Origin of the sequence: Vreelandella venusta (assembly GCF_007989605.1) — a bacterium.
In the GTDB taxonomy this organism is placed as follows: Bacteria; Pseudomonadota; Gammaproteobacteria; order Pseudomonadales; family Halomonadaceae; genus Vreelandella; species Vreelandella venusta.
The window spans coordinates 1-24,449 of sequence record NZ_BJUL01000029.1 but is presented as its reverse complement, the minus strand read 5'-3'; the positions used below and the strand labels follow the sequence as shown (position 1 = coordinate 24,449).

25 protein-coding genes and 1 tRNA gene are annotated in these 24,449 nt (G+C 49.8%); 3 read left to right on the top strand and 23 right to left on the bottom strand.

The window, feature by feature from the left end; all coding sequences use genetic code 11:
* The 9 genes from tolA to HVE01_RS18660 all read right to left on the bottom strand — a co-directional run.
* Positions 1-613 (bottom strand): cell envelope integrity protein TolA (gene tolA, locus HVE01_RS18700; RefSeq protein ID WP_252183164.1); only part of this gene is annotated, 613 nt, incomplete at its 3' end.
* Positions 576-1,013: a protein TolR gene (gene tolR, locus HVE01_RS18695; protein ID WP_125747976.1), complete on the bottom strand. Its 438-nt coding sequence runs from the start codon at positions 1,011-1,013 to the stop codon at positions 576-578. The genes tolR and tolA, both read right to left, overlap by 38 nt.
* Positions 1,014-1,024: 11 nt before the next feature.
* A complete protein-coding gene (gene tolQ, locus HVE01_RS18690) occupies positions 1,025-1,705 on the bottom strand; it encodes a protein TolQ (protein WP_213017438.1) in 681 nt (226 codons plus the stop codon).
* A gap of 200 nt (positions 1,706-1,905) precedes the next feature.
* Positions 1,906-2,298 carry a tol-pal system-associated acyl-CoA thioesterase gene (gene ybgC / locus HVE01_RS18685; protein WP_125747982.1) on the bottom strand — a complete coding sequence of 131 codons (393 nt, stop codon included), beginning with the start codon at positions 2,296-2,298 and terminating at the stop codon, positions 1,906-1,908.
* The gene (gene ruvB, locus HVE01_RS18680; protein WP_125747985.1) at positions 2,295-3,332 is read right to left on the bottom strand and encodes a Holliday junction branch migration DNA helicase RuvB; all 1,038 of its coding nucleotides are present in this window, start codon (positions 3,330-3,332) and stop codon (positions 2,295-2,297) included. The genes ybgC and ruvB overlap by 4 nt, the downstream gene beginning before the upstream one ends.
* 42 nt (positions 3,333-3,374) lie before the next feature.
* Entirely contained in the window at positions 3,375-3,983 is a 609-nt protein-coding gene (ruvA, locus tag HVE01_RS18675; protein WP_089038396.1) for a Holliday junction branch migration protein RuvA, read from the bottom strand.
* 70 nt (positions 3,984-4,053) lie between these two features.
* Entirely contained in the window at positions 4,054-4,605 is a 552-nt protein-coding gene (gene ruvC / locus HVE01_RS18670) for a crossover junction endodeoxyribonuclease RuvC (RefSeq protein ID WP_125747988.1), read from the bottom strand.
* A 117-nt stretch (positions 4,606-4,722) separates the two neighbouring features.
* Complete coding sequence (gene aspS / locus HVE01_RS18665) at positions 4,723-6,504, bottom strand: aspartate--tRNA ligase (RefSeq protein WP_125747991.1); 1,782 nt, start codon at positions 6,502-6,504, stop codon at positions 4,723-4,725.
* 66 nt (positions 6,505-6,570) lie between these two features.
* Positions 6,571-6,852 carry an FmdB family zinc ribbon protein gene (locus tag HVE01_RS18660; RefSeq protein WP_125747994.1) on the bottom strand — a complete coding sequence of 94 codons (282 nt, stop codon included), beginning with the start codon at positions 6,850-6,852 and terminating at the stop codon, positions 6,571-6,573.
* Between the two features lie 202 nt (positions 6,853-7,054).
* On the opposite strand from HVE01_RS18660, the gene HVE01_RS18655 reads away from it, so the two are divergent.
* Positions 7,055-8,020, top strand: coding sequence for a D-2-hydroxyacid dehydrogenase (locus tag HVE01_RS18655; protein ID WP_146945336.1), 966 nt, complete (start codon positions 7,055-7,057; stop codon positions 8,018-8,020).
* 20 nt (positions 8,021-8,040) lie between these two features.
* Here the strand turns inward: HVE01_RS18655 and yccX are convergent, their stop codons facing one another.
* Positions 8,041-8,316, bottom strand: a complete 276-nt coding sequence (gene yccX / locus HVE01_RS18650) for an acylphosphatase (RefSeq protein ID WP_146945335.1) — start codon at positions 8,314-8,316, stop codon at positions 8,041-8,043.
* A gap of 128 nt (positions 8,317-8,444) precedes the next feature.
* A complete protein-coding gene (locus HVE01_RS18645; RefSeq protein ID WP_125748003.1) occupies positions 8,445-9,344 on the bottom strand; it encodes a YihY/virulence factor BrkB family protein in 900 nt (299 codons plus the stop codon).
* Positions 9,345-9,519: 175 nt separating this feature from the next.
* On the opposite strand from HVE01_RS18645, the gene HVE01_RS18640 reads away from it, so the two are divergent.
* The gene (locus HVE01_RS18640; protein ID WP_125748006.1) at positions 9,520-10,614 is read left to right on the top strand and encodes a bifunctional nicotinamide-nucleotide adenylyltransferase/Nudix hydroxylase; all 1,095 of its coding nucleotides are present in this window, start codon (positions 9,520-9,522) and stop codon (positions 10,612-10,614) included.
* Positions 10,615-10,646: 32 nt separating this feature from the next.
* On the opposite strand, the gene HVE01_RS18635 is transcribed toward HVE01_RS18640, so the two are convergent.
* The 7 genes from HVE01_RS18635 to HVE01_RS18605 all read right to left on the bottom strand — a co-directional run bounded on the left by HVE01_RS18635 (position 10,647) and on the right by HVE01_RS18605 (position 18,317).
* Entirely contained in the window at positions 10,647-11,564 is a 918-nt protein-coding gene (locus HVE01_RS18635) for a LysR substrate-binding domain-containing protein (RefSeq protein ID WP_125748009.1), read from the bottom strand.
* Positions 11,565-11,616: 52 nt separating this feature from the next.
* Positions 11,617-13,035: a cardiolipin synthase gene (cls, locus tag HVE01_RS18630; protein WP_146945334.1), complete on the bottom strand. Its 1,419-nt coding sequence runs from the start codon at positions 13,033-13,035 to the stop codon at positions 11,617-11,619.
* A 117-nt stretch (positions 13,036-13,152) separates the two neighbouring features.
* The gene (locus tag HVE01_RS18625; RefSeq protein WP_146945333.1) at positions 13,153-14,658 is read right to left on the bottom strand and encodes a fumarate hydratase; all 1,506 of its coding nucleotides are present in this window, start codon (positions 14,656-14,658) and stop codon (positions 13,153-13,155) included.
* Between the two features lie 177 nt (positions 14,659-14,835).
* Positions 14,836-15,657 (bottom strand): endonuclease VIII, encoded by an 822-nt coding sequence (nei, locus tag HVE01_RS18620; RefSeq protein ID WP_146945332.1) that lies wholly within the window; start codon positions 15,655-15,657, stop codon positions 14,836-14,838.
* Positions 15,658-15,660: 3 nt separating this feature from the next.
* Positions 15,661-17,685 (bottom strand): excinuclease ABC subunit UvrB, encoded by a 2,025-nt coding sequence (uvrB, locus tag HVE01_RS18615; protein ID WP_146945331.1) that lies wholly within the window; start codon positions 17,683-17,685, stop codon positions 15,661-15,663.
* 27 nt (positions 17,686-17,712) lie between these two features.
* Positions 17,713-18,120 (bottom strand): OsmC family protein, encoded by a 408-nt coding sequence (locus HVE01_RS18610; RefSeq protein WP_125748023.1) that lies wholly within the window; start codon positions 18,118-18,120, stop codon positions 17,713-17,715.
* Positions 18,120-18,317 (bottom strand): hypothetical protein, encoded by a 198-nt coding sequence (locus HVE01_RS18605; protein ID WP_038484371.1) that lies wholly within the window; start codon positions 18,315-18,317, stop codon positions 18,120-18,122. The genes HVE01_RS18610 and HVE01_RS18605 overlap by 1 nt, the downstream gene beginning before the upstream one ends.
* A 177-nt stretch (positions 18,318-18,494) precedes the next feature.
* Between HVE01_RS18605 and ygfZ the strand changes: the two genes are divergently transcribed.
* Positions 18,495-19,463, top strand: coding sequence for a CAF17-like 4Fe-4S cluster assembly/insertion protein YgfZ (ygfZ, locus tag HVE01_RS18600; RefSeq protein WP_146945330.1), 969 nt, complete (start codon positions 18,495-18,497; stop codon positions 19,461-19,463).
* On the opposite strand, the gene HVE01_RS18595 is transcribed toward ygfZ, so the two are convergent.
* The 5 genes from HVE01_RS18595 to HVE01_RS18570 all read right to left on the bottom strand — a co-directional run bounded on the left by HVE01_RS18595 (position 19,460) and on the right by HVE01_RS18570 (position 24,404).
* The gene (locus tag HVE01_RS18595) at positions 19,460-20,251 is read right to left on the bottom strand and encodes a TatD family hydrolase (protein WP_146945329.1); all 792 of its coding nucleotides are present in this window, start codon (positions 20,249-20,251) and stop codon (positions 19,460-19,462) included. The two genes, ygfZ and HVE01_RS18595, sit on opposite strands and share 4 nt — an antisense overlap.
* Before the next feature lie 32 nt (positions 20,252-20,283).
* Positions 20,284-21,873 carry a peptide chain release factor 3 gene (locus HVE01_RS18590; RefSeq protein WP_125748033.1) on the bottom strand — a complete coding sequence of 530 codons (1,590 nt, stop codon included), beginning with the start codon at positions 21,871-21,873 and terminating at the stop codon, positions 20,284-20,286.
* 357 nt (positions 21,874-22,230) lie between these two features.
* Positions 22,231-22,440 carry a putative motility protein gene (locus HVE01_RS18580; RefSeq protein WP_089040872.1) on the bottom strand — a complete coding sequence of 70 codons (210 nt, stop codon included), beginning with the start codon at positions 22,438-22,440 and terminating at the stop codon, positions 22,231-22,233.
* Between the two features lie 103 nt (positions 22,441-22,543).
* The gene (locus tag HVE01_RS18575) at positions 22,544-23,785 is read right to left on the bottom strand and encodes an NAD(P)/FAD-dependent oxidoreductase (RefSeq protein ID WP_146945328.1); all 1,242 of its coding nucleotides are present in this window, start codon (positions 23,783-23,785) and stop codon (positions 22,544-22,546) included.
* A 544-nt stretch (positions 23,786-24,329) separates the two neighbouring features.
* Positions 24,330-24,404, bottom strand: a tRNA-His gene (locus HVE01_RS18570).
* Positions 24,405-24,449: the final 45 nt, after the last annotated feature.

Below are 24,449 nucleotides of genomic sequence, written 5' to 3'. Positions count from 1 at the left end.
CCCGTTTGCGTTGAGCTTCTGCCTCGGCTTCCCGCTGGCGTTGAGCCTCTGCCTCAGCTTCCCGCTGGCGCTGGGCTTCTGCCTCAGCTTCCCGTTGAGCCTCTTCTCTGGCTTTAGCCGCTTCTTCCTGCTGTTCGGCTAGACGTTGTGCTTCTTCTTCTCGCCGCTGTGCCTCGGCTGCGGCCTGAGCTTGAGCCTCTTGCAGCTCGCGTGCTTGCTCTTCTGCCCGTGCTTGAGCTTGCGCTTCTTCTCTAGCGGCCGCTTCGTCTGCCTGCTGCTGCAGTGCTTCTTGCTCACTTGGGGCAGGTGCTGGCTCAGCTTCCTCTGGGTCGGTTGAGCTATTGAGCGCTGCTTGTTGCTCCGTCGTTTGCTGTGCTTGGTCAGTGAATGTCTCAGTACTGACGAAGGTCGCTTGCACAATCGAGGAGGAGTCTGGCTCTGCCGTTGAACTGGGCAGGCTAACCAAACTAAAAAGCACCACTAATAGATGCACCGCAACTGCCAGAACGGTAGGCCAAGTATAGCCAACATCCTGTGGGTCACGGGGTGGTTTGATTGCTATTTGCGCGCTACGTTTAACCATCTTGTGGCGGCTCAGATAACAGACCGACATTAGCGACACCCGAGCGTTGCAGTGTGCTCATTAATACGACTATTTGTCCGTATGCAACGTTGCGATCGCCACGAACCATAACAGGCGTTTCAGGACGTCGCTGCAATATCGCCGTGACTCGCTCAGCCATTTGCTCAAGAGAGACAGCCGTTGAATCTTCGCCAAGCGTGATGAAGTAGCCTCCATCCTGGTCGACAGAGATAATAATCGGGTCACTTTCGTCTTGGTTGTCGATGGGCTCTGATGTGACTTGAGGTAGATCTACTTGCACCCCTTGAGTGAGCATTGGTGCGGTGATCATAAAGATCACCAGCAAGACCAGCATGACGTCAATAAAGGGGACTACGTTGATTTCAGCCATCGGCTTTTTATTGCCGCTGCGATTAAACGGGCCTTGCATAGCGTACTCCCTTAGCTAGCGCTGGACTTACTTTCACGGCCTTGCAAATTACGGTGCAAGATAGCGTGAAATTCCTCGGCGAAGTCTTCGTACTTGCCCAACAGACGAGCGGCATCATTCGATAGGCGGTTATAGAAAACGACTGCGGGAATAGCAGCAAATAGGCCCATCGCTGTTGCAATTAGCGCTTCAGCAATCCAAGGCGCAACCGTTGCCAATGTAGCTTGCTGGGTCATAGAAAGGGATTGGAAAGACCCCATAATCCCCCAAACCGTTCCGAACAAGCCGATGTAAGGGCTCGCTGAAGCCACCGTTGCGAGGAATACAAGATGCTGCGTCAGGCGATCTTCTTCCCGAGACCAGGCGACTCGCATACTCCGCTGCACACCTTCCAAGATTGTGTCGGGGTTACGTGTTTTGGGGATTAAACGATTAAACTCGCGAAAGCCCGCCTGGAAAATATGCTCTGCGCCATAGCGTGGGTCGTCAGCAGGAATCTCTCGGTATAACTCGTTTAAATCGACACCCGACCAAAAAGATTCTTCAAATTGGTTGTACTCCTGTTTTGCCCTGCGCAAGGCAATGCTGCGTTGGAAAATAACCACCCAAGAGAGGATTGACCCCACCACCAGCAGTAACATCACCAGCTGCACAACCGTGCTGGCACTCATTATCAAGTGGGGGATGGACATGGTGTTATCGTTCACAGTTACCCTCATCAAGCTATTAATGTCGGAATTTCCGAACAGTGGTGGTATATAAAGGCCATGAAGTACGCACGCTACATCGTGCTATCTACTCCATAGATTTACACATGCTATAGGTTTACACATGCCATAGGTTTACACATATCATAGATTTATGCGTGTTCTCGGTGTTCGCCCTAAACGAATCAACCCAGCACCTGCAATGTTTTTGGCCATGCTTTTGGCCGCATCTTATGCGCGCATAAGCAGGCTATCTCGACTGTAGCAGCGCATAAGAGTTCCTCATCTCGCTGCACTTGCTGTAAAAAAGTCATCCGGCATCGACCAACATTCTCAATATTTGTACTGACAATAAGTGAATCATCCAGGCGTGCAGGCTTGCTGTAGTGACAGGCCAAGCGATATACCACTAGCTGGGTGCCATCGTCTAGCAAAGTTTGCTGATTAAGACCTAGCGTACGTAACCATTCGCTGCGAGCGCGCTCCATAAACTTCAAGTAGTTAACGTAGTAGACAATTCCACCGGCGTCAGTATCTTCCATATAGACGCGCACCGGCATCGTGAACCCGTTACTCATGGGCGCCGCTCTCCTTCTGGATCAATGGCATGTTCGTGAGGTGTTTTGTTGAAGTGTAGCCACGCCTGCCGCGTTACTACGCGCCCCCGCGGTGTGCGCATCATTAATCCTTGCTGAATTAAGTAAGGTTCAATGACGTCTTCAATGGTACCGCGCTCTTCACTAATAGCGGCTGAGATTGAGTCAATTCCCACAGGACCGCCATCAAATTTATCGATCATTGCCAACAAAAGGCGCCGATCCATATGATCCAGCCCGTGGTGATCGACATTTAGCATGTTGAGTGCCGCATCGGCGAGAGTAACATCAACGATGCCATTGCCCTTTATTTCTGCATAGTCCCGTACGCGGCGCAGCAGCCGATTGGCAATACGCGGGGTGCCTCTGGAGCGCTTGGCAACCTCGACTGCGCCTGCATGACTCGTTTCAACACCTAGCAAGCGGGCTGAGCGAGTGACAATCTCAGTCAGCTCTTCAAGGTTGTAAAACTCCAAGCGTTGCACAATGCCAAAGCGATCACGCAAGGGAGAAGTTAGCAAGCCTGCGCGCGTTGTCGCACCTACTAAGGTAAAGCGAGGCAAATCTAGTTTGATCGAGCGGGCAGCGGGTCCCTCACCGATCATAATATCCAGCTGAAAATCTTCCATTGCCGGATATAGCACCTCTTCTACCACGGGTGACAATCGGTGAATTTCATCAATAAACAGCACGTCGCCTGGTTCTAGGTTCGTCAGCATTGCTGCTAAGTCCCCCGCACGCTCAAGTACAGGGCCAGACGTTGATTTCAGCCCCACTCCCATTTCAGTAGCAATAATATTCGCAAGCGTTGTTTTACCCAGCCCGGGGGGGCCAAATACCAAGGTATGGTCTAGGCTTTCCTGACGTAGCTTTGCGGCTCCAATGAAAATTTCAAGCTGCTCGCGTACCCGCGGTTGCCCAATATAATCCTTTAAATGCTTGGGACGAATCGCATGATCAATACGCCCTTCCCCTTGTTCGGGCTCAGCTGCGATTAATCGGTCATGTTCTAACATAAAGTACGCACTATCAGTCGTTCCATGAAATAACTCACGTTGTTACCCAGTCATGCGTTTTGTCAGCGCGGCTTTAATAATTGCCTCTGTTGACTGCTTGGGATTAATGTCAGCTAACATTTTTGAGGCTTCAGTCAGCTTATAGCCCAAGCTCACTAGGGCCGCTTCCGCATCTGCCAGTGAGTCACGAGGGGCAGGTTCACCATTCGCCGCTTCTAACGCGAGGGGCGCATCCGCCGCGTTCTCCCATTCAGGGAAACGGTCACGCATTTCAATAATTAACCGCTCGGCGGTTTTTTTACCAACGCCTGGCAGCTTCGTCAGTGCTTTACTATCGTCGTCACGGACGCAACGCATAAAGGCAGCTTCGTCCATTCCAGAAAGGATGGCTAATGCTAGTTTCGGCCCTACGCCGTTGACCTTGATTAGGGCACGAAACAGTGCGCGCTCTTGTTCTCGGCCAAAGCCGTAAAGCAAATGGGCATCATCACGAATGGTAAGATGCGTATACATGGATACGCTCTCTCCTACAGCAGGAAGCGCCACTAGGGTATTCATCGAGGCTTCAAGCTCGTAACCGACTCCATGCACATCAACCACAATCCAAGGGGGGTGCTTTTCTAACAAAAAACCATTAATACGTCCGATCATGTGTATGCTCGCAATAATAAAAAGCTGCCATTTACTATAAAGACACTCTGTACAAATGACCAGTAAGCAGCTAAAGCCGCCACCGCCCTGTGCTGCGCCGACGACTGCCCTTAGAGGGGGCAGCAAGTAAGCCATGCCCTGCATACGCATGGGTAAGCGCGATAGCCAGCGCATCCGCGGCGTCAGCCTGCGGTGTTGAAGAGAGCTGTAGAATAGCGGTGACCATATGCTGCACCTGGCTTTTCTCCGCGCCTCCTTGGCCCGTAACGGCTTGCTTGATCTGTCTTGCTGCGTACTCTGCAATACTCAGACCGTGATTCGCGATGCAGACGAGAGCCGTGCCCCGTGCTTGTCCAAGCTTCAGAGCTGAGTCGGGATTTTTAGCCATGAAGACTCGCTCAACGGCGACGGCATCGGGCCGATGCAGCCCCACTACTTCGCTTAAACCGGCATAAATTTGCGCCAAGCGCTGCTCTAAAGGGACATCGGTCGTTCTAATGCACCCACTAGCGACATAATGAGGCTTAACACCCATTAAATCGATGACACCATAGCCCGTGATACGCGAACCTGGGTCGATACCCAAGATTCTAATCGCGGGAGCGGGCCGTCTTTCATCCATGGCAGCTGTCCTATTGGTAGCGAGCGGTTCAAACAAAAACACCGACGCCTAAACGTCGGTGTTGGACTACTGGTTGCCGAACTGCTCGTTGCTGACCTAGAAAGCAGAGCTAAGCGATTATTCGCTAGCGGTCTCTGCTTTGGCTTTTTGGCGCAGACGGATGTTTAAGTCTTTCAACTGATCAGAGCTGACTTCACCCGGGGCATCAGTCAGTAAACAGCCGGCGCTTTGGGTTTTCGGGAAGGCAATCACTTCACGAATTGTCTTAGCTCCAGCCATCAGCATCACTAAACGATCTAAACCGAACGCTAAGCCGCCATGGGGAGGCGCGCCGTATTGCAACGCATCCAGCAGGAAGCCAAACTTCTCTTGCGCTTCCTCTTGGCCAATACCCAAGATTTCAAACACAGTGCTTTGCATGGTTTGATCGTGAATACGAATGGAACCACCACCAAGCTCAGTGCCGTTAAGCACCATGTCGTAGGCACGCGACAAGGCTTTTGCTGGGTCAGCTTTAAGTGCTTCTGGCGAGCAAGAAGGTGCGGTAAACGGGTGATGTAACGGGCTAAGGCGGCCGTTGTCATCCGCTTCAAACATCGGGAAATCGACAACCCATAACGGTGCCCACGCCTGAGTGTAAAGCTCAAGGTCGGCACCTAACTTGACGCGTAATGCACCAATCGCTTCATTGACGATGCGCGTTTTATCCGCACCAAAGAAAATGATGTCGCCATCTTCAGCGCCTACGCGATCAAGCAGCTCTTCAACCACATTCTCCATGAACTTAACAATGGGTGATTGAAGACCTTCAAGCCCTTTGGCCCGCTCATTGACCTTAATCCACGCCAGTCCTTTGGCACCGTAAATACCAACGAACTTAGTATATTCGTCGATCTCTTTACGAGACAATTTGGCTCCACCCGGCACTTTCAATGCCGCTACGCGGCCGTCTTCCGCACTTGCAGGGCCTGAGAAGACCTTAAAATCAACCTGCTGCATCAAGTCATCAACATCGGTCAATTCTAACGGAATGCGTAGATCAGGCTTATCAGAGCCAAAGCGATCCATTGCTTCCTGCCAGGTCATGCGTGGGAACTCAGGCAGCTCGACGCTCAGCACTTCCTGGAAGAGTTGACGAATCATGGCTTCGGTAATGCCCATGATGTCGTCTTCTTCCACAAAAGAGGCTTCGATATCGATTTGCGTGAACTCGGGCTGGCGATCAGCCCGCAGATCTTCATCACGGAAGCATTTAGCGATCTGGTAGTAACGATCAAAACCGGCCACCATTAACAGCTGCTTAAACAACTGTGGTGACTGCGGTAGTGCAAAGAAGCTGCCTGCATGTGTCCGGCTAGGAACGAGGTAGTCGCGGGCACCTTCCGGCGTTGCACGAGTCAATACCGGCGTCTCGATATCCAGGAAGCCTTGGTTTTCCAAGTAAGCGCGGACGTTGTGAGAAATACGCGAACGCAAGCGTAGCTTCTCAATCATATCCGGGCGTCGAAGGTCGATATAGCGATGCTTTAAGCGAACTTCCTCGCCTACTTTGTTGTGCTCATCGAGCTGAAAAGGTGGTGTGGCGGCTGTGTTGAGCACCTCCACATCTTTAGCTAATACCTCAATCATGCCCGTTGGCATGTTAGGATTTTGCGTTCCTTCAGGGCGCAGCCGGACACGGCCAGTAATACGAAGTACGTACTCACTGCGAGCACGGTCAGCATTAGCAAATGCCTCGGCGGTATCTGGGTCGACAACGAACTGAGCGATGCCATCGCGATCGCGCATATCCAGAAAGATGACCCCACCATGATCACGGCGGCGATGTACCCAACCGCAGACAGTGACCGTTTGTTCCACCAAAGTTTCGTTAAGCTGGCCGCAATAATGGCTGCGCATGTCTAATCCTGTTCTGTTACGTGGCAATGAGATTGTCGTGGGCCGTTCTGACCCTGACAACCGCGGCTAAGCCGCGGCGCCCTTTTTCGTTGATGCGCTACTGGTATCGCTTGTGGTACCAGTGCTAGAAGTAGATTGGCCTTCTGCTGCCAAGTTTTTCTTACTTCCTGTTTTAAAATCGGTTTCATACCAACCGCCGCCAGCAAGGCGGAAACCAGCCGCCGAGACCAAGCGTTCCAGACTGGCTCCCTGGCACGCGGGGCAATCCTTCAGCGGATCCGCGCTGATTTTCTGCAATTTTTCCATGCGATGACCGCAGGCCTTGCACTCGTACTCATAGATGGGCATGTTGATAACTCCTGAAAAGCTCAACTCCGACAGGCTAAGTTTGTATAAACTAGTGGCAAAACCAACGCTTGCCAGACAAAGAATATGTGGCCTGTCGGGATAAATTCCAAGACTGCGGTTGATAGAGCGACACATTATACCCTTTTGTGCCCCCTGCTGAGCAAGGCCAAGTGCCTTTCGGCAGATAATGGAGAAAAGAAAAATGCCCAATGCGGTAATGCTGGATGCCGAGAGCTTAGGCGCGGATATCGATCTAACAGCAATTCGAGACCTTGTTAGTCATTTAGAGGTGTATCAGCAAAGCACTGCCGAACAGGCAAGTGAGCGCTTGGCGGATGCCGACATAGCGATCGTCAACAAGGTTGTACTGAACGCAGAAACACTATCAGCCTTACCTAAACTCAAGCTTATATGTGTGCTGGCGACAGGGCTTAATAATATCGATCTCGACACAGCTAAGGCCCACAATATTGCTGTAAAGAATGTCACTGCTTACGGAACAGCTAGCGTTTCTCAGCATACATTACTGCTTATGCTGGCATTGGCTAATCGTTTACCTCGTTATCAAGCTGATATCGCTCGTGGCGAATGGCAGCGCAGCGATTTCTTTTGTTTACAAGCTCACTCGACGCTGCAGCTTTCCAATAAGCATCTAGTGATGGTGGGGCAAGGTGAGCTTGGTTCAGAAGTGGCGCGTTTAGCTGAAGCATTTGGGATGAAGGTTACATTTGCTGCTCGCCCTGGGAATGAGTTAAACGACAAACGACCCTCTCTCGACGATTTATTACCAACGGCAGATATTATTAGCTTGCATTGCCCGCTTAACGAAACAACCAAGCACCTTATCAATCGCACGCGCCTGGCAAACGCCAAACCGTCACTGCTATTGGTCAATTGCGCCCGGGGCGGCATCATCGATGAAGAAGCGGCACTTGAGGCGCTTCGTGCTGGCAAGATTGGAGGGTTAGCAGTTGATGTGCTCCCCACTGAGCCGCCGAAAGAAGGACACCCTCTCTTAACAGCATTAGCAGAAGGCGAGGCAGTTAATTTGATAGTGACCCCTCACAATGCCTGGATCACGCCCGAGGCTCGCCAGAACATTGTGGCGCTCACTGCTGACAATATTCAGCAATGGCAAACTGAGGCGAACGTCTTAAGCACTGATTAATGGGTTAATAGGTTAATAGGCTAATAGGTCGCAAAATGATCGGGAGCGCGGTGGCCGTCTAACACTTCAACAGTGACATGCGTTACCTGCGCTCCTTCGGGCCCCTGCCATAACCATTCAGTTAACGTAGATACAGCAGCTGAATTGCCACATAGCACCACCTCTACCCGTCCATCGGGTAAGTTTTTGGCGTATCCTGTTAGTCCTCGTTGAAGTGCTTGTTCCTGTGTTGAACGCCGAAACCATACGCCCTGCACTTTTCCTGTTACATAAGCACGTACACAGCAAGTAGACATAAACGATCCTCTCAGTATTTATACAATAGCGTTTATAGAATTCAGCCCGATAGGACGACAGGCTGAACTCTGCTGATCTGTGCTTGTTATAAATGAGCTCTCTAAGGAGCTCTTTCTACCAACCTTTTTTAAACTAACTCCCGCTTCACCAGCACTGCACTATTACGTGGCACCAATGCCCGCCCGCGACGAAGCAGCAAGGAGCGCGTAAAAGCAGCGCCAAATAGTAGAATTAATGAACTGTAATATACCCATAACAAAATCATCACAACGGAGCCTGCCGCACCATAGGTCGACGCGGTGGCGGTGTATGCCAAATAAATAGCAATAACACTGCGCCCAATAGTAAATAGCACAGCAGTTACTACTGCGCCAATCAGCACATCTTGCCAACGCAGCACCACATCCGGTAATACTTTGAAAATAGTAGCGAATAACAACGTCACCATCGCCAGTGAAATTAATGACTCAAGCGATGTTGTTAATAAACTAGCGTAAGGCAATAAATTACTAGCTCCGTGGAGCATACCCCGCAAGATAACCCCCAACACTAACGATACTAATAGAATGAAGCCAATAGACAACACGACCGTTAAGGAAAGTAAGCGATTTTTGATAAAGATAAGGGCACTATTGGAAGTGGGCTTTGCAGTGACGCCCCAAATGGTATTGAGCGAAAATTGCATCTGCGCAAACACGGTTGTGGCACCCACCAATAAAGCTACAAAGCCAAGCACTGTTGGCAAGATACCTGACTCTTCGATACGTGACTGGGCAACGGCCTGCTCAATCGCTAGTGCTGCATCAGCGCCTAACGTGTCCTGTAGCTGAGCAACTATTTGTCCTTGAGCGGCATCTTCACCCAGTACCACGCCTATCACTGTTACCGCGATAATAACGGTAGGCGCTAAGGAGAAGAGTGTGTAGAACGCTAATGATCCGGCATAGCTGAAGGCATTTCGTTCAAGCCATAACGCCGTAGCATCTTGAACCACGTTCCACCAAAAAGTGATCGTTTTTTTCAGCATATTCATTCCCTTAACAAAAGAGTGTCCCTATCAAGCACTAGCGCAAGATACCTCTAACAATCATACCGAACTAAAACGTTGAGCGCAGGCGGAGACGCATTGCGCACCTTAACTGCCCACTTCATAATGGTTCTCTTTTCTCTGTTACTTTCTCACTTACGACCAAGGAAGCGCTATGAATTCGGATGCTGTTAAATCTACTACGGCTTACGACTTTGATTGCTTGGTGTTTATTGGTCGTTTTCAGCCTCCCCATCTTGGCCACCTTGCCATTATTCGAGAGGCGTTAAAACAAGCACGTCAAGTCATCGTATTAGTGGGCTCTGCTTGGCAGGCACGCTCTTTACGCAATCCGTGGACGTTCGATGAGCGACAGGCAATGATTCGTTCTGGGTTTGATGATCAAGACAATCAACGCCTGGAAATCACGCCACTACTCGATGCGCTTTATAACGATGATGTGTGGGTACGTGATGTGCAACGCAAAGTGCGTGATTTGACGTCTCCTGCAAACGCACGCTTACCGCGTATTGGTTTGATTGGTGCGAGTAGAGGACAATCAAGCTATTATTTATCGCTTTTCCCTCAATGGGAGTCCATTAGCGTCCCACTCGTTGAAGGTATCTCAGCGAGTCAAATACGTGAGCGATTATTTCGCTCACCGGGTTCTACCGATGATTACTTGAGTACCGGTGCTTACCACGACTTACCTCCAGAAGTCGTCAAGAGCGTTGACAGGTTTTGCAAAGGTATTGCCTATCACGGCCTACTGGAAGAGCAGCAGCTACTTGATCAATACAAACAAGCTTGGGCACAGGCCCCCTATCCGCCCATTTTTGTGACTGTTAATGCGGTTGTCGTCCAATCAGGCCATATTTTGTTGGTGAAGCGCATGGCGGCACCGGGTAAAGGGCTTCTGGCATTACCCGGAGGCTTTATAAATCCCCATGAACGCTTATTAGATGCTTGCTTAAGGGAGCTCCGTGAACGGTTAAGACTTAAAGTGCCCGAGCCCGTGTTAAAGGGCTCGCTACGTGGACAACGCTTATTTGATGAGCCTCACCGCAGTTGGCGTGGACGAACGTTAGCTGAAGCCTTCTATTTTGCTCTCAGGCCTGATCAGCAGTTGCCCCGTTTAAAACCAGTCAAAGGCGGCGACCATGCTCGCTGGGTCGCCCTTGCTGATCTAGAACCTGAAAGCTTGTTTGAAGATCACTTCTTTATTATTCAAAATTTTCTTGGATTACCGGCCGATTTAGGCACATTTTAAAATCTGAGGCTTTTTTCTAGTCGCTCTGTTGGCTAAGCCTGCAGAAAATCGCGTGGCAATTTCATCATTTGACGCCAGAGACGCTCAACGCCGGGTTTATGGACTAACGAACAGCGGTAAAGTCTAATTTCTAGAGGGATATCCCAATTTTCATCGCCAGCTCTTACCAATTTGCCGGTTTTGAGCTCTTCACGAATACAAAAATCAGGAATCCAAGCAACCCCCACTCCTTGCAGCACCATGCCTTTCAATCCTTCCGCCATGGCCGTTTCGTAAACCGTGCGCAGCTTCAGTCGTAATGGGTCGTTTTTGAGCAGCATGCGCACACTTCGTCCCAGAAAAGCCCCCTGCGTATAAGCTAAATAGGGAATCGAGCTGTCATTTTGAATCGAGAAAAGCGGCTTGCCGTCTTCATCTGGGAGTGAAACCGGCAGCATTTTTACTTGGCCAATCGAGAAAGAGGGAAAGACTTCTGCGTCCAGTTGCATAGTGGCAAAGGGGTCATAATATGCCAGCATCAGATCACAGTTACCTTCACGCAGAACATGGATAGCCTCCCCAACGTTCATAGCGACCAATCGTGTAGGCAGTTCACCCAAGCCTTTTTGTAAACGGGAAATCCAAGGCGGGAAAAAGCTTAATGCCAGTGAGTGTGCCGCGACGATATCAAGTGCTTCATTCGCAATAGAAACTCCCCGGAGATGGCTTAATGACTCGTTCAATTGCTCGACTAGATTGCGTGCGGTGATCAAAAACAATTGGCCTTCCGAGGTCAGCCCAATCGGTGTTGTCGAGCGATCGACTAAGGTGACCCCTACCGCTTGCTCTAGCGCACGAATACGGCGGCTGAATGCAGGCTGAGTAACATGGCGCTGCCTGGCAGATGCCGAAAAACTTCGTGTATTGGCTAATGCAACGAAATCCTCGAGCCATTTTGTTTCTAAATTCACCCAAAACTCCTTTTGCCTAATCGTTGTTAGCGGCGTGCAGGGTTATTATTGATTACTGAATAGGTGCGGTTAAATATGCCGCACGAGAAACTACTTTCTTCCACATTGGGCGCTGGCTAATCTCGTCAATTGTAACGCGTCGACACTGAGCAAAATCTTGCTCCAACATGGCGTGTACTTTACTAGCAAATGCGGTACTGGGTATGAAGGCCGTTATTTCAAAGTTAAGCCTAAAAGATCGATTATCCAGGTTTATTGTGCCGACGGTTGCTGCGTTGTTGTCAATTAGCATGACCTTTTGGTGTAAAAATCCAGGAAGATAACGGTATATTTTTACACCTGCTCTTAACATATCTGGCAAAAATGAAAATGCAGATAGAAACACCAACAGATGATCGGGGCGTTCGGGAATCATAACCCGTACATCTACTCCGCGCATTGCTGCTAGTCTTAGCGCATCCTGCACTCCTTGATCTGGCACGAAGTATGGACTGGTGACCCAGAGCCTTTCATTGGCACTATGAATTAACTGTTGAATTAAAAGACTAGCCGTGTCCTGTTTATCGGCCGGGCCGGATGGCACAATAACCACATGATGATCATCTTGCGGATGACTCTCGGCATGCCAATTTAGGGTAATGACCTCCCCTGTTGCCCAGTGCCAATCTTCCCAAAAAGCTTCCTGTAAACCCAGCACACACGGGCCACCGAGGGCTAGATGGGTATCGCGCCAGGGGCCATGCCGTGGGTTTTGTCCAAGGTATTCTACACCAACATTAAAGCCACCTACCCAGCCCTTGTTACCATCCACGACCGCTATTTTGCGATGGTTACGAAAATTAAGCTGAAAGCGATGCTTGAAGCCTCGAGAAGAACGAAACGCTTTTACTTCGACACCTGCTTTGATCATCTCATTTAAAAAGCTATCGTCTAGTTTCCGACTACCTACTTCGTCATATAGGAAATAAACGCGCACCCCTCGCTGTGCGGCTTTGATTAAATGGTCTTGCAACCGTTTACCTAAGGCATCGTTACGTACAATAAAAAACTGCAGCAGCAAATAACTTTTGGCCTGATCAATACCTTCAAAAAGGCTTGTGAAGGTGGCTTCACCATCGATCAACAAGTCGGCGCTATTGCCGTTAGTCAACGGCATCATTGCCAGCTGCTCCACCGCCTGAATATCGGTGCTAGTCGGCGATGAAAGGTGCGGCTTAATGTTATGGCGATAACGTACCAACACTCGACGTAATACGTTATCTCGCTCCCCCCTTGCTGTTACATAGCCATAGAAACGCGGGCGTCCGAAAAACCAATACGCAGGCAGCGCAACATAAGGAAACGTTAATAGTGAAATAATCCAAGCAATAGCCCCCTGGGATGTTCTGCTCGACATAAGCGCCATAACTGCTGACACGATACCCAATAGGTGTATCAACATAATGCTGGTCCCTAGCAACCATGAGGTCATTGCCTGTTCCTCGCTATCAAGTGAGCTGTTGATCAGATTATTGCACCGCTAATGCACAAAAGCCCCGCGAGAGACGGGGCTTATTGTCACTGACTGCGGTTCGACGCCATCAGTATGCTACGCCTTTTGAGCGATGATCTCCTTCCATTTGGCCGGTCCTGTCTGGTGGACAGACGTTCCTAGGCTATCGACAGCGACAGTAACGGGCATATCCTCAACTTCAAATTCGTAGATGGCTTCCATTCCTAGATCTTCAAAACCAACAACCCGCGACTTCTTAATTGCCTGGGCAACAAGGTAGGCAGAGCCGCCAACAGCCATCAAATACACCGCCTGGTTATCGCGAATGGCATCAATAGCGGTTTGGCCTCGTTCCGCTTTACCAACCATGCCTAACAAGCCTGTCTCTTCAAGCATAGTGCGGGTGAATTTATCCATTCGAGTAGCAGTGGTTGGACCTGCGGGGCCAACCACTTCGTCACCGACCGGATCAACTGGCCCTACGTAGTAAATAAAGCGGCCTTTCATATCAACCGGTAGCGGCTCACCTTTGGCAATCATATCGACCATACGTTTATGTGCTGCATCACGGCCTGTTAATAGCTTACCGTTCAACAGCAACGTATCACCCGGCTGCCACGTTTTGACTTCTTCGGGAGTGACGCTATCTAGGTTGACGCGTTTGACGTTATCGCCTGCTTCACGAGTAATTTCTGGCCAATCTTCAAGTTTAGGGGCAGGAAGTGCCACAGGGCCACTGCCATCAAGCGTGAAGTGCGCATGACGCGTGGCTGCACAGTTGGGAATAATGGCCACAGGCTTATTGGCAGCATGGGTTGGATAGTCTTTAACTTTAATATCCAGCACCGTGGTTAAACCACCTAAGCCCTGAGCGCCGATACCGCTCTTATTCACTTTATCGAACAGTTCTAAACGCAGCTCTTCAGCGCGATTACTAGGTCCTCGCGCCTGCAAATCTTGAATATCGATAGGGTCGAGCAACGCTTCTTTGGCAATCATCATCGCCTTTTCAGCGGTGCCGCCAATACCAATTCCCAACATACCCGGTGGGCACCAGCCTGCGCCCATTTTAGGCAACTGCTCCATCACCCATTCCACAACACTATCGGATGGGTTTAGCATCGCAAACTTCGATTTAGCTTCGCTACCACCGCCCTTCGCGGCGACGTGGATATCGACCTTATCGCCCGGCACAAGCGAATGGTGAATTATCGCTGGGGTGTTGTCTTTGGTATTGGCTCGCTTACCGTCGGGGTCTGCGAGCACAGAAGCACGCAGCACGTTATCAGGCAGTTGATACGCGCGGCGCACACCTTCGTTAATCATGTCATCGAGACTTAGCTCGGCATCCCAGGTGACGTTCATACCCACGTGAACAAACACCGTCACAATACCGGTATCTTGGCAAATTGGACGATGTCCCGTAGCGCACATGCGTGAGTTAATTAAGATTTGTGCAATCGCGTCTTTCGCCGCGGGGTTCTCTTCACGCTCGTAAGCGGCTGACATTGCATCAATGAAATCTTTAGGATGGTAGTAAGAGATGTACTGTAGAGCATCGGCAACGCTCTGAATGACGTCGTCCTGGCGAATCACGGTCATGGACAAACAGCTCCTCGGTTATCGTCTTGGCTGCGGCCTTTTTAATGGCCGTCTAGATGTACCGGTAAGTATACCGTATTGGCCTTATATGCGGCAGCCACAACCACTGCCAACCTACATTTGATAACTAGGGCATTAGTCTGATTTTTGTCAGCATGCGTGAGATAACGGTATAAATTATAGGGATTGGCACGTTGGGCATAAATATAAACGGCGAGAACCGACCATTGTACGTTCGATTACTGAGCCGCAGCGGTGGCAGGAAAGGCCAGCGCGTTCAAATACACTAAAGCGCCATTGCCGGCGTGGCTCACCGGAGGCAATAGCTTGTTTAATCCATGCCTCACGATTAGTAACACCCGCTTCCAAATACGCCTGACGGGTCGTTTCCACAATCGTAGTGGCGAGCAGGTCTAGCTGGTTTTCAGTTAAGTCACAGGGGCGCTTTTTAGGGTGCACGTTGGATAAAAAAAGAATTTCTGAGCGCAAGTAATTTCCTAATCCAGCGACAAGCCCTTGATCAAGTAACAATGCACCCAGGCTTCTGCGTATAAACGCTGAACCAGTCAGGCGTTGTTTCACATCATCAGACGATACGTTTTGACTTAATAAATCAGGCCCAAGGCGCGACAAGAAAGGGTGATGGCTCAACTCACTCTCATGCCAGAGCGAAATATCAGACGCGCTGTAAAGACTAGCCACCCTGCCCTCAGCCACCAGCCGAACTCGTAGTGACCTTTTGGTGCTTGGCGGCCTATTTTCGCTATGTAGCTTCCATACACCATAAAGCTGGTTGTGGGAGTACAGCACACGATGGTCTGCAAAACGGACGAGCATGGCCTTGCCCCACGTATCAACTGCCTCAACTCGTTGACCAATCAATGAATTGGCTTGCTCGGCGAGTTCAGGAAACGCAAACCACGCATCATCCAGATGTTTGCCACCTATCTGCTGCTCAATTCTATCTGCTGCACGGCGGATTTCAGGGCCTTCAGGCATCGATTACCCCAGCGCCAGCTGTTTTTCTTGCATTTGATGAAGCTGATCACGCAGTCTCGCTGCTTCTTCAAACTCTAGATTTTGTGCAGCTTCAAACATGGCGTCCTCTAGCTTACTGATAGCCTCGAGCAGATCGTGTTTGCTCATCGTGGCCAAATCATAGTCAGCAGCACTCTCTGCCACTTTCCGCTCGTTGCCACGGCGACGGCTGCTCTTCTTGCCTGGTGCCTGGGCAGCTTCAAGAATATCCGCCACAGAGCGCGTTACAGTGGTTGGCGTGATGCCATGCTCTTGGTTATGAGCGGTCTGCTTGGCGCGGCGACGTTCGGTTTCATCGATGGCTTTGCGCATTGAATCGGTGATTTTGTCACCGTATAAAATAGCTTTACCATGGGCGTTACGGGCTGCACGGCCAATAGTTTGAATCAGTGAGCGCTCAGCGCGTAAAAAGCCCTCTTTATCGGCATCCAAGATGGCAACAAGCGACACTTCAGGAATATCTAAGCCTTCCCGAAGTAAGTTGATTCCCACTAAAACATCGAACTTACCAAGACGCAGGTCGCGGATGATTTCGACTCGCTCAACGGTATCAATATCCGAATGTAAATAGCGCACACGGATATCGTGCTCATCAAAGTACTCGGTTAGATCTTCCGCCATACGTTTAGTCAGCGTCGTCACCAGAACACGCTCACCTACGGCGGTACGTAAGCCAATTTCTGACAGCAGGTCATCAACCTGGGTACTGGCCGGGCGAACTTCTATTTCCGGATCTAACAAGCCTGTTGGGCGCACCACCTGCTCGACAATTTGACTGGCATGTTCTGCTTCATACTTGCCCGGTGTTGCCGACACAAAGATGGTTTGAGGCGAAATAGATTCCCACTCTTCAAATTTCATTGGCCGGTTATCTAGCGCAGAGGGTAGTCGGAAGCCATATTCAACCAGTGTCTCTTTTCTAGAACGGTCGCCCTTATACATACCGCCAACCTGGGGCACACTGACATGCGACTCATCGATAAACAGTAACGCGTCATCCGGCAGATAGTCGAAGAACGTCGGGGGTGGTTCGCCAGGCGCACGACCTGAAAGATAGCGCGAGTAGTTTTCAATGCCGTTGCAGTAGCCAAGCTCTAGCATCATTTCAATATCGTAAAGGGTTCGCTGCTCTAGGCGCTGTGCTTCAACTAAACGCTCGTGCTTACGCATCCACTCAAGGCGCTCCTTAAGCTCTGCCTTGATTGCATCAATAGCGCCTAAAATAGTTTCTCGCGGAGTGACATAGTGAGATTTAGGATAGATGGTCATACGAGGCACATGAGTTCGCACCTCGCCAGTTAATGGATCAAATAAGCGTATAGAATCAATTTCGTTATCAAACAACTCCACCCGCACCGCTTCCTCGTCAGAGTCCGCGGGGAAAATATCAATCACATCGCCGCGCACCCGGTAGGTGCCTCGGCGGAAATCCATATCGTTGCGGGTATATTGCAATTCGGCCAAGCGGCGTAAAAAAGCACGCTGGTCAATTAATTCACCACGGGTGAAATGCAACCGCATCTTAAGATACTGATCTGGATCACCAAGACCATAGATCGCCGATACCGAGACAACAATCAGCGCATCTCGACGCTCAAGCAGTGCCTTGGTAGCCGATAAGCGCATTTGCTCGATATGGTCATTTATCGAGGCATCTTTCTCAATAAAGGTATCTGAAGAAGGGACATAGGCTTCCGGCTGGTAATAGTCGTAGTAAGAGACAAAATATTCGACAGCGTTATCCGGAAAAAACGATTTGAACTCACCATATAGCTGGGCAGCCAGCGTTTTATTGGGCGCCATTACAATCGTTGGACGCTGCTGCTGCTGCACAATATTTGCCATCGTGAACGTTTTACCCGAGCCAGTCACCCCTAATAAGGTCTGATGGGCAAGCCCCGACTCAAGCCCACTAACTAGGCTGCGTATCGCGGCGGGCTGATCACCAGCAGGCTTAAATTTGGACTGCAGCCGGAATTCCTTGCTCATCATTACTCCTTAAGAGGGGGAAGTGAACTACTCGGTAAACGTGGAAATTTCAACCGTCGCCTGGGTCATCAACCGCTGTATCGGGCAACGATGGCTAATATCCTCTAGCTTTGCCCGCTGTTCAGGATCCTCAATGCCGTGGAAAGTCATCGTCACAGCTAACTTATAGACACCTTTTCTTTCCTCACTATCATCGCGCTGTACTTTGACAGTGATGCCCTCAAGCGGCCACTCTTTGCGCCTAGCATACATTTGCACGGTAATCGCCTTGCAGGTACCTAGGGCAATATCAAAGTAATCATGCGGATCTGGTGCACTGCCGTCTCCCCCAACTGCTGGCGGGACGTCACCATAGAGATCTTCCAAACCATCGACTTCAATACGTTGACGAAATGTCTGGTTACGCTCACTAATAATCGTGATTGGCTTATGCATTAGGAAACCTTTATACCGAGGTTTAACTTCTCAACAGCTTTTATAAGCGCTTCACGCTTAGCTCGCCCTTCTACTTCTGCTCCGTGGCGCCCTACCTCAGCACTATCGACACCATCCAGCATCATCAGCGCCGTGGTAATCTTATTCACCTGATCGACTGTTGTGACACCTTGGAACGTTAATGATTGATATGCCATTCCTTGCCCTTTTCTACGCTGAATTGAAGTGAGTACGCTATTGAAAGCTATGCAAAACTGATACAGGCAAAGCAGTCTAGCATGCGCCAGGGCCCTTGCAATCTACCTGCAGTGCCCGCACCTTTGATACAAATGCGATTACGTTACGTTTACCCTATCTTCCCATATGGAGTCTATATGGCGACTGTCTCTTCGTTACTCAAGATGAATGGCTGCGTCCGTTTGCCTCACCTCGCCGCCTTAGATGTCAAAGGTGCAGATGCTGAGAAATTCCTGCAAGGGCAAACAAGCGCACAGGTTAGCTTAGCCAATGGCTTTTTTGCCCCTCTTACCTGCTTTTGCACACCAAAGGGAAGAATGCTGGCCAATGCTCAATTACTGAAAATCAGCAACGACCATTATAGGCTACTGTTGAGCACCTCATTGATCGATATGCTCGCCAGCCATTTAGCCAAATTTGCCGCTTTTTATCGCGTCGAATTGCAGGCTCAGTCATCAATGCTAATCGTCGGCGCCAGCGAAAGTGCCAACAAGGTTGCTCAAGCGTTTGGTTTAGCGCTTCCTGATCAACCTTATACCCATCACAGCAATACCCAAGCGACGGTCTTATGCCAGCCAGGTAGCGGACGTTGGTTAATCAGCATAGAAGATTCTGCTAAACAGAGCGCTATTGAAATAAATGATGATGAAGATGCGCTTAACACGTGGCAATTAGCAGATATCCGCAGCGGTTTGGCGTGGTTAACAGCCCCGCAGCAAGATCATTTCCTCCCACAAATGTTGAATTGGGAAGCACTTGGGGGAATAAGCTTTAAGAAAGGTTGCTATACAGGGCAAGAAGTCGTCGCCCGGGCGCATTTTCGGGGCCAAGTAAAAAAGCGCTTAGTGCGCGTTACCGCTAGTGTTAGCAGCTTGCCCCAGGTTGGTGACACACTAGTAGATGAGCAGGAGAAAACCGTCGGTGAAGTCGTTAGCAGCGCATTTAGCGACAACCAGCAAATTGAAATGCTCGCCGTTGCAAATACTAAAGCGATTGAAGCGCTCTCACCCCTTTATTGGCAAGGGCATCCGATAACGCTATGCGACCTGCCCTATGCCGTTGAGCGCCTCGACCCTGAACAGCTGGCCAGCAGCCTAACCACCTAGTAGCAATTGAAATATGGGAGTTGGAATAAGCGAATAGCATTCGTACTGCTCAGTGCCGCTATTTTTTCAAATGATTGATGGCGAAGTGCTGCCGCTACGCTGGCTACCTTTGCCACTCTGCATGGTTCATTACGTTGCCCCTGATAGCCGCTAAGCGGCATATCGGGGCTGTCAGTTTCTAATACAAAGCCATCATCAGGTAAGCGCGACACCACATTACGCAGTCGTTGTGCGCGCTCGTAGGTAATCGCCCCGCCCAAACCCAGGGTATAGCCTAGATCGAGAAACTTAGAGGCCTGCTCATAAGAACCAGAGAACGCATGGATAAGCCCACCTCTAGGAAGCGCTAGCTGGCGTAGACGTTTGCTTACCTGATCATTAGCTTTTACGCAGTGCACCACAATAGGTAAAGCGAACTGTTTTGCTAGGCCGAGCTGCGCATCGAAATAGGCCCACTGTTTATCTAATGACTCCGTAAAGCGGCCATCAATACCACACTCACCTATTGCCACAATGCGCTTTTCGGCTTCAACCTTCTGTTCAGCCAAAAGCTGCTCCAAGGCAATCAAATCGTCGTTAGCGTGTTGACCAACAAAGTAAGGGTGAAGGCCAACACAACTACTTACCTCCTTACGCGCGGCAAGCGTCAATACATTAGGCCATAGGGAGCGCGTCGTTGATGGCACAACAAAGTGTCCGACGCCCACCGCCTTGGCATTTTCGATGACCGTATCGCGATCATTGTCAAATGCCTCGAAATCCAGGTGGCAGTGAGCATCAATCAACATAACAGGGAAGTCACTATAGTAAGAAGGTTCGATCAGTGCTCGCGCGTGGGCTGGAAACGAATATCTGGCCAGCGCTCTTGGGTCATCTGCAGGTTGACCCGCGTCGGCGCGATATACGTCAGGTAGCCGCCGCCATCGATAGCCAGGTTGGAGCTCGCTTTACGCTTAAACTCTTCCAACATTTTGGCGTCTTCGCAATAGACCCAGCGTGCGGTTTGTACATTGACCCCTTCATACAGACAGTCAACTTTGTACTCTTCCTTCAAGCGGTGAGCAACAACGTCAAACTGTAGTGTACCGACAGCACCAAGAATCAGGTCGTTGTTATCCATCGGCATAAAGACCTGCGTAGCGCCCTCTTCTGAGAGCTGCTGGAGCCCTTTCTGGAGCGCTTTCATTTTTAACGGGTCTTTTAAACGAACACGCTTGAACAACTCTGGCGCAAAGTGAGGAATGCCGGTAAAGCGCATATCTTCACCAACAGTGAAGGTATCCCCAATCTGAATCGTGCCGTGATTGTGTAAGCCAATAATATCGCCTGGCCAAGCCTCTTCTACCTGAGAACGATCTGACGCCATAAACGTGAGCGCATCGGCAATTTTTACATCTTTGCCTATCCGCACGTGGCGCATCTTCATATTTTTTTCGTACTTACCGGAACAGACACGTAAAAAGGCAATACGGTCACGATGGTTGGGATCCATATTCGCCTGAATTTTAAATACGAATCCAGTAAAGCGATCATCTTGAGCGGTTACTTCGCGGATGTCTGTCTGGCGTGGCTGGGGCGGTGGCGCGTACTCAACAAACCCATCCATCATTTCGCGTACGCCGAAGTTACCCATTGCGGTACCAAAGTACACCGGCGACAGCTCACCACGACGATAGGCATCAAGATCAAACTCATGGGAAGCACCACGCACTAATTCGACTTCCATGCGCAGCTCTTCGGCCTGCTCTTCACCAAGTACAGCGTCAACTTCCGGGTTATCTAAACCCTCAATTCGCTTGTCATCTGGAATACGGCTGCCTTGTCCCTGGGTATACAGATGAATAACATCGTTATAAAGGTGATACACGCCCTTAAAGTGCCGCCCCATGCCAATCGGCCATGTCATCGGCGCACACTGGATGTTGAGTACAGTCTCCACCTCGTCCATGACTTCGATGGGGTCGCGGATATCGCGGTCCATCTTGTTGATGAACGTTAATATAGGCGTGGTGCGCAAACGGCAGACTTCCATCAGCTTAATGGTACGATCCTCAACACCTTTCGCACCATCAATCACCATTAACGCGGAATCCACCGCAGTTAATGTACGGTAAGTATCTTCGGAGAAATCCTCGTGCCCTGGGGTATCCAGCAAGTTCACGATACGGCCACCATAAGGGAACTGCATCACCGACGTCGTGACCGAGATCCCGCGCTCTTGCTCCATCTTCATCCAGTCTGATGTGGCATGGCGATCATTACGCTTGCTCTTAACAGAGCCAGCTAGCTGAATAGCATTTCCGAATAACAGCATTTTTTCGGTGATGGTGGTTTTACCAGCGTCGGGGTGCGAAATGATAGCGAACGTCCTTCTAAGTTCCGCCTCACGAGCCAACTGTGTATCTTTCATCTTACCTCTACAGAGATTTGTACTCAGCTATGCACTTAACCTGAAGGTCACCGACGCTGAGATGTTCAAAATGGGGCAGATTGTAACGTTATGAGGGGTTTGGTGCTATGTTCATTGAGTCAGCGCAGTGGTTATGCCTAGCAAGTGTTTCTCAATTGCTTCAATCATAGCCTTGGTGAGCGGCAAATGGGCTTTTTCTTTCGCCCATGCTTCATGGAAGTCAGCTACGGTTTGCTTGGCAGTCTCCAACACCAATTTTTCTGGCAAAGCGACGGCATCCACTAGGAAAGCAGTTAAGGGGAATTAAAAAAAGCGCCGAACATGTCGGCGCTTTTTTTCGTACTGACTTTTATTTGGCTAGGCGTAAGTATTGACCTGAGTCCCTACGCTGCCCTCTTGGGCAAGGCTTGGCTGAGCGCCCATATTGGCAGAAGCAAGCACTTCCGACACTTGCTGTGCTTGCATATCAAGCGCCTGCTTAAAAAGCTGCATCTGTGCTTGTTCAGCAGATTGTGCTTGATTCATATAGAGTGCGGTGCTCACTGCGTTGCTTACGGCAACATCCATCATTCACCTCTCGATCTGAATATGTTTTACCAACATAGCAAACATCATGCTTTACTACCAAGCATCCCGCCTATCAGACACTTAGACAACCACTACTCACAGGTTAGAAACGGTCAGCCCTAAAGGGCGCCATATCAATCTCAGTTGGCTCACCTTCTATCATATCCGCCAACAATTGCCCGGTAGCAGGACCTAAGGTAAATCCTTGATGCCCATGCCCAAAAGCCAACCACAGACCTTGATGCTTGGGAGCCGGCCCTATAACAGGCTTCATGTCAGGCAAACATGGCCGTGCGCCTTTCCAAGCAGAGGCGTCGCGACGCTCAGCAAGGGGGAATATCGTGCGGGCAACTTTTTCTGCAGCCGCTAACTGCTGCTCATCTGCTGGCGACTCAAGCCGGTCAAGCTCAGCCCCGGTGGTCAACCGAACGCCTGCATTCATAGGGGCAAGCAAGTAACCCACTTCCGCATCCATTAACCAATAGTGAAGCTTTTTAGAAGGTTGTGTGGCGTAGTGCATGTGATAGCCACGCTTAACAAAGGTCGGGAAATGGTAGCCTAAGCCTTTCAACCAGCTACCTGCCCATGGGCCCAGCGCAACAACAACTTGATCAGCTTCTAGGCACTCAGCAGCCGTATCGACTTGCCAGCGCCCACCTTGCTGCTTCAACCCCTTAATATCAGTTTGCAAAATACGCCCGCCTTGTTGCACAAAAGCATCGGCATAAGCGGCCACCAGCCCACCTGGGTCGGCAACTGTCCAAGGGTCAAGCCAGTGAATAGCACCAATAATATCGCTACCTAAATCTGGCTCTTTAGCCTCTAATGCAGCGCGATCCAAGACATCAAACTGAACACCAAAATTATCCCGGGCGTCTTGTGCTTCTTTTACGCGTTTTTCTAGCTCTGCTGGCGTACGATAAATTTCCAGCCAGCCTTCTCGGCGAACCAAATGTTCAGCATTTGCCGCTTCAATCATAGGACCGTGAGTCTTCAAACAGAGCTGTATCAATGACGCATACTCAGGCACTATTTTTTTATAGTGGCGGCTGGAGGAGTTATGCCAGTAGCTCAACAACGGCGAAGCAGCATTAATCATGCCTGCAGGTCGATAACGAATATCAACACGCTTGTTTGGCAGCACGCTCAGGATGGTTTTCATATCCCGCGGGAAAGCATAAGGGCGAACCGCTTCGCGCTGGATAATGCCGGCATTGCCGAAAGAGGTTTCACGACCAGGTTGGCGGCGATCTACTAGCGTTACTTGATGGCCACGCTGCTGAAGGTGCCATGCAATGCTAACACCAACCATACCTGCCCCTAACACCACCGTTTGACGTGCCATTGTGTTGCACTCCCTAAAAGAAAATACTGACTACAGATCAAATGATTATTTTCAACAAATAACTGACTAAAAAATATCACTAACCAAGCAGCAATAACATAGCTTAAAAAACTGTTTTAAGCCCAAAAAGCAGCAACAAATATCGCATTAAAAAATAATATAGATGACTTCACTACACGTACCGCCAAAGCCATCAAAATGCACCAGCACTGCTTACTAAAGACCTTTTTAAGCGGTTCATCAAGCGCAGACCTACCCGCTGCTATGGCGGTATCGCAATAAGAAGCCTAGGAAAATTTCGCAATAATTTCAGGTAGAGAGACTTTTTTCGGACACAACATTAATCAAAGGCAAAACCTAGGAAAGGCATTACGTAGCAAATAAGGCGAAAGAGGCTTAAAACACGAAGAGGTTTAAAACATGAGCGATCAAAAACGCAAAATAGCCGAACATAGGTCAGCTTGATTTCAAATAAAATAATTAATAAAGGGGGAAAAGCAATGACAACGTGAGAGGAGTTTTCTGAGGATAACAATAAGGTTAATGGGGTGGATGATGGGGATCGAACCCACGACCACCGGAGCCACAATCCGGGGCTCTACCACTGAGCTACATCCACCACAACCTAAAACTGGAATTGCATATAATTAATATGCGTCATCAA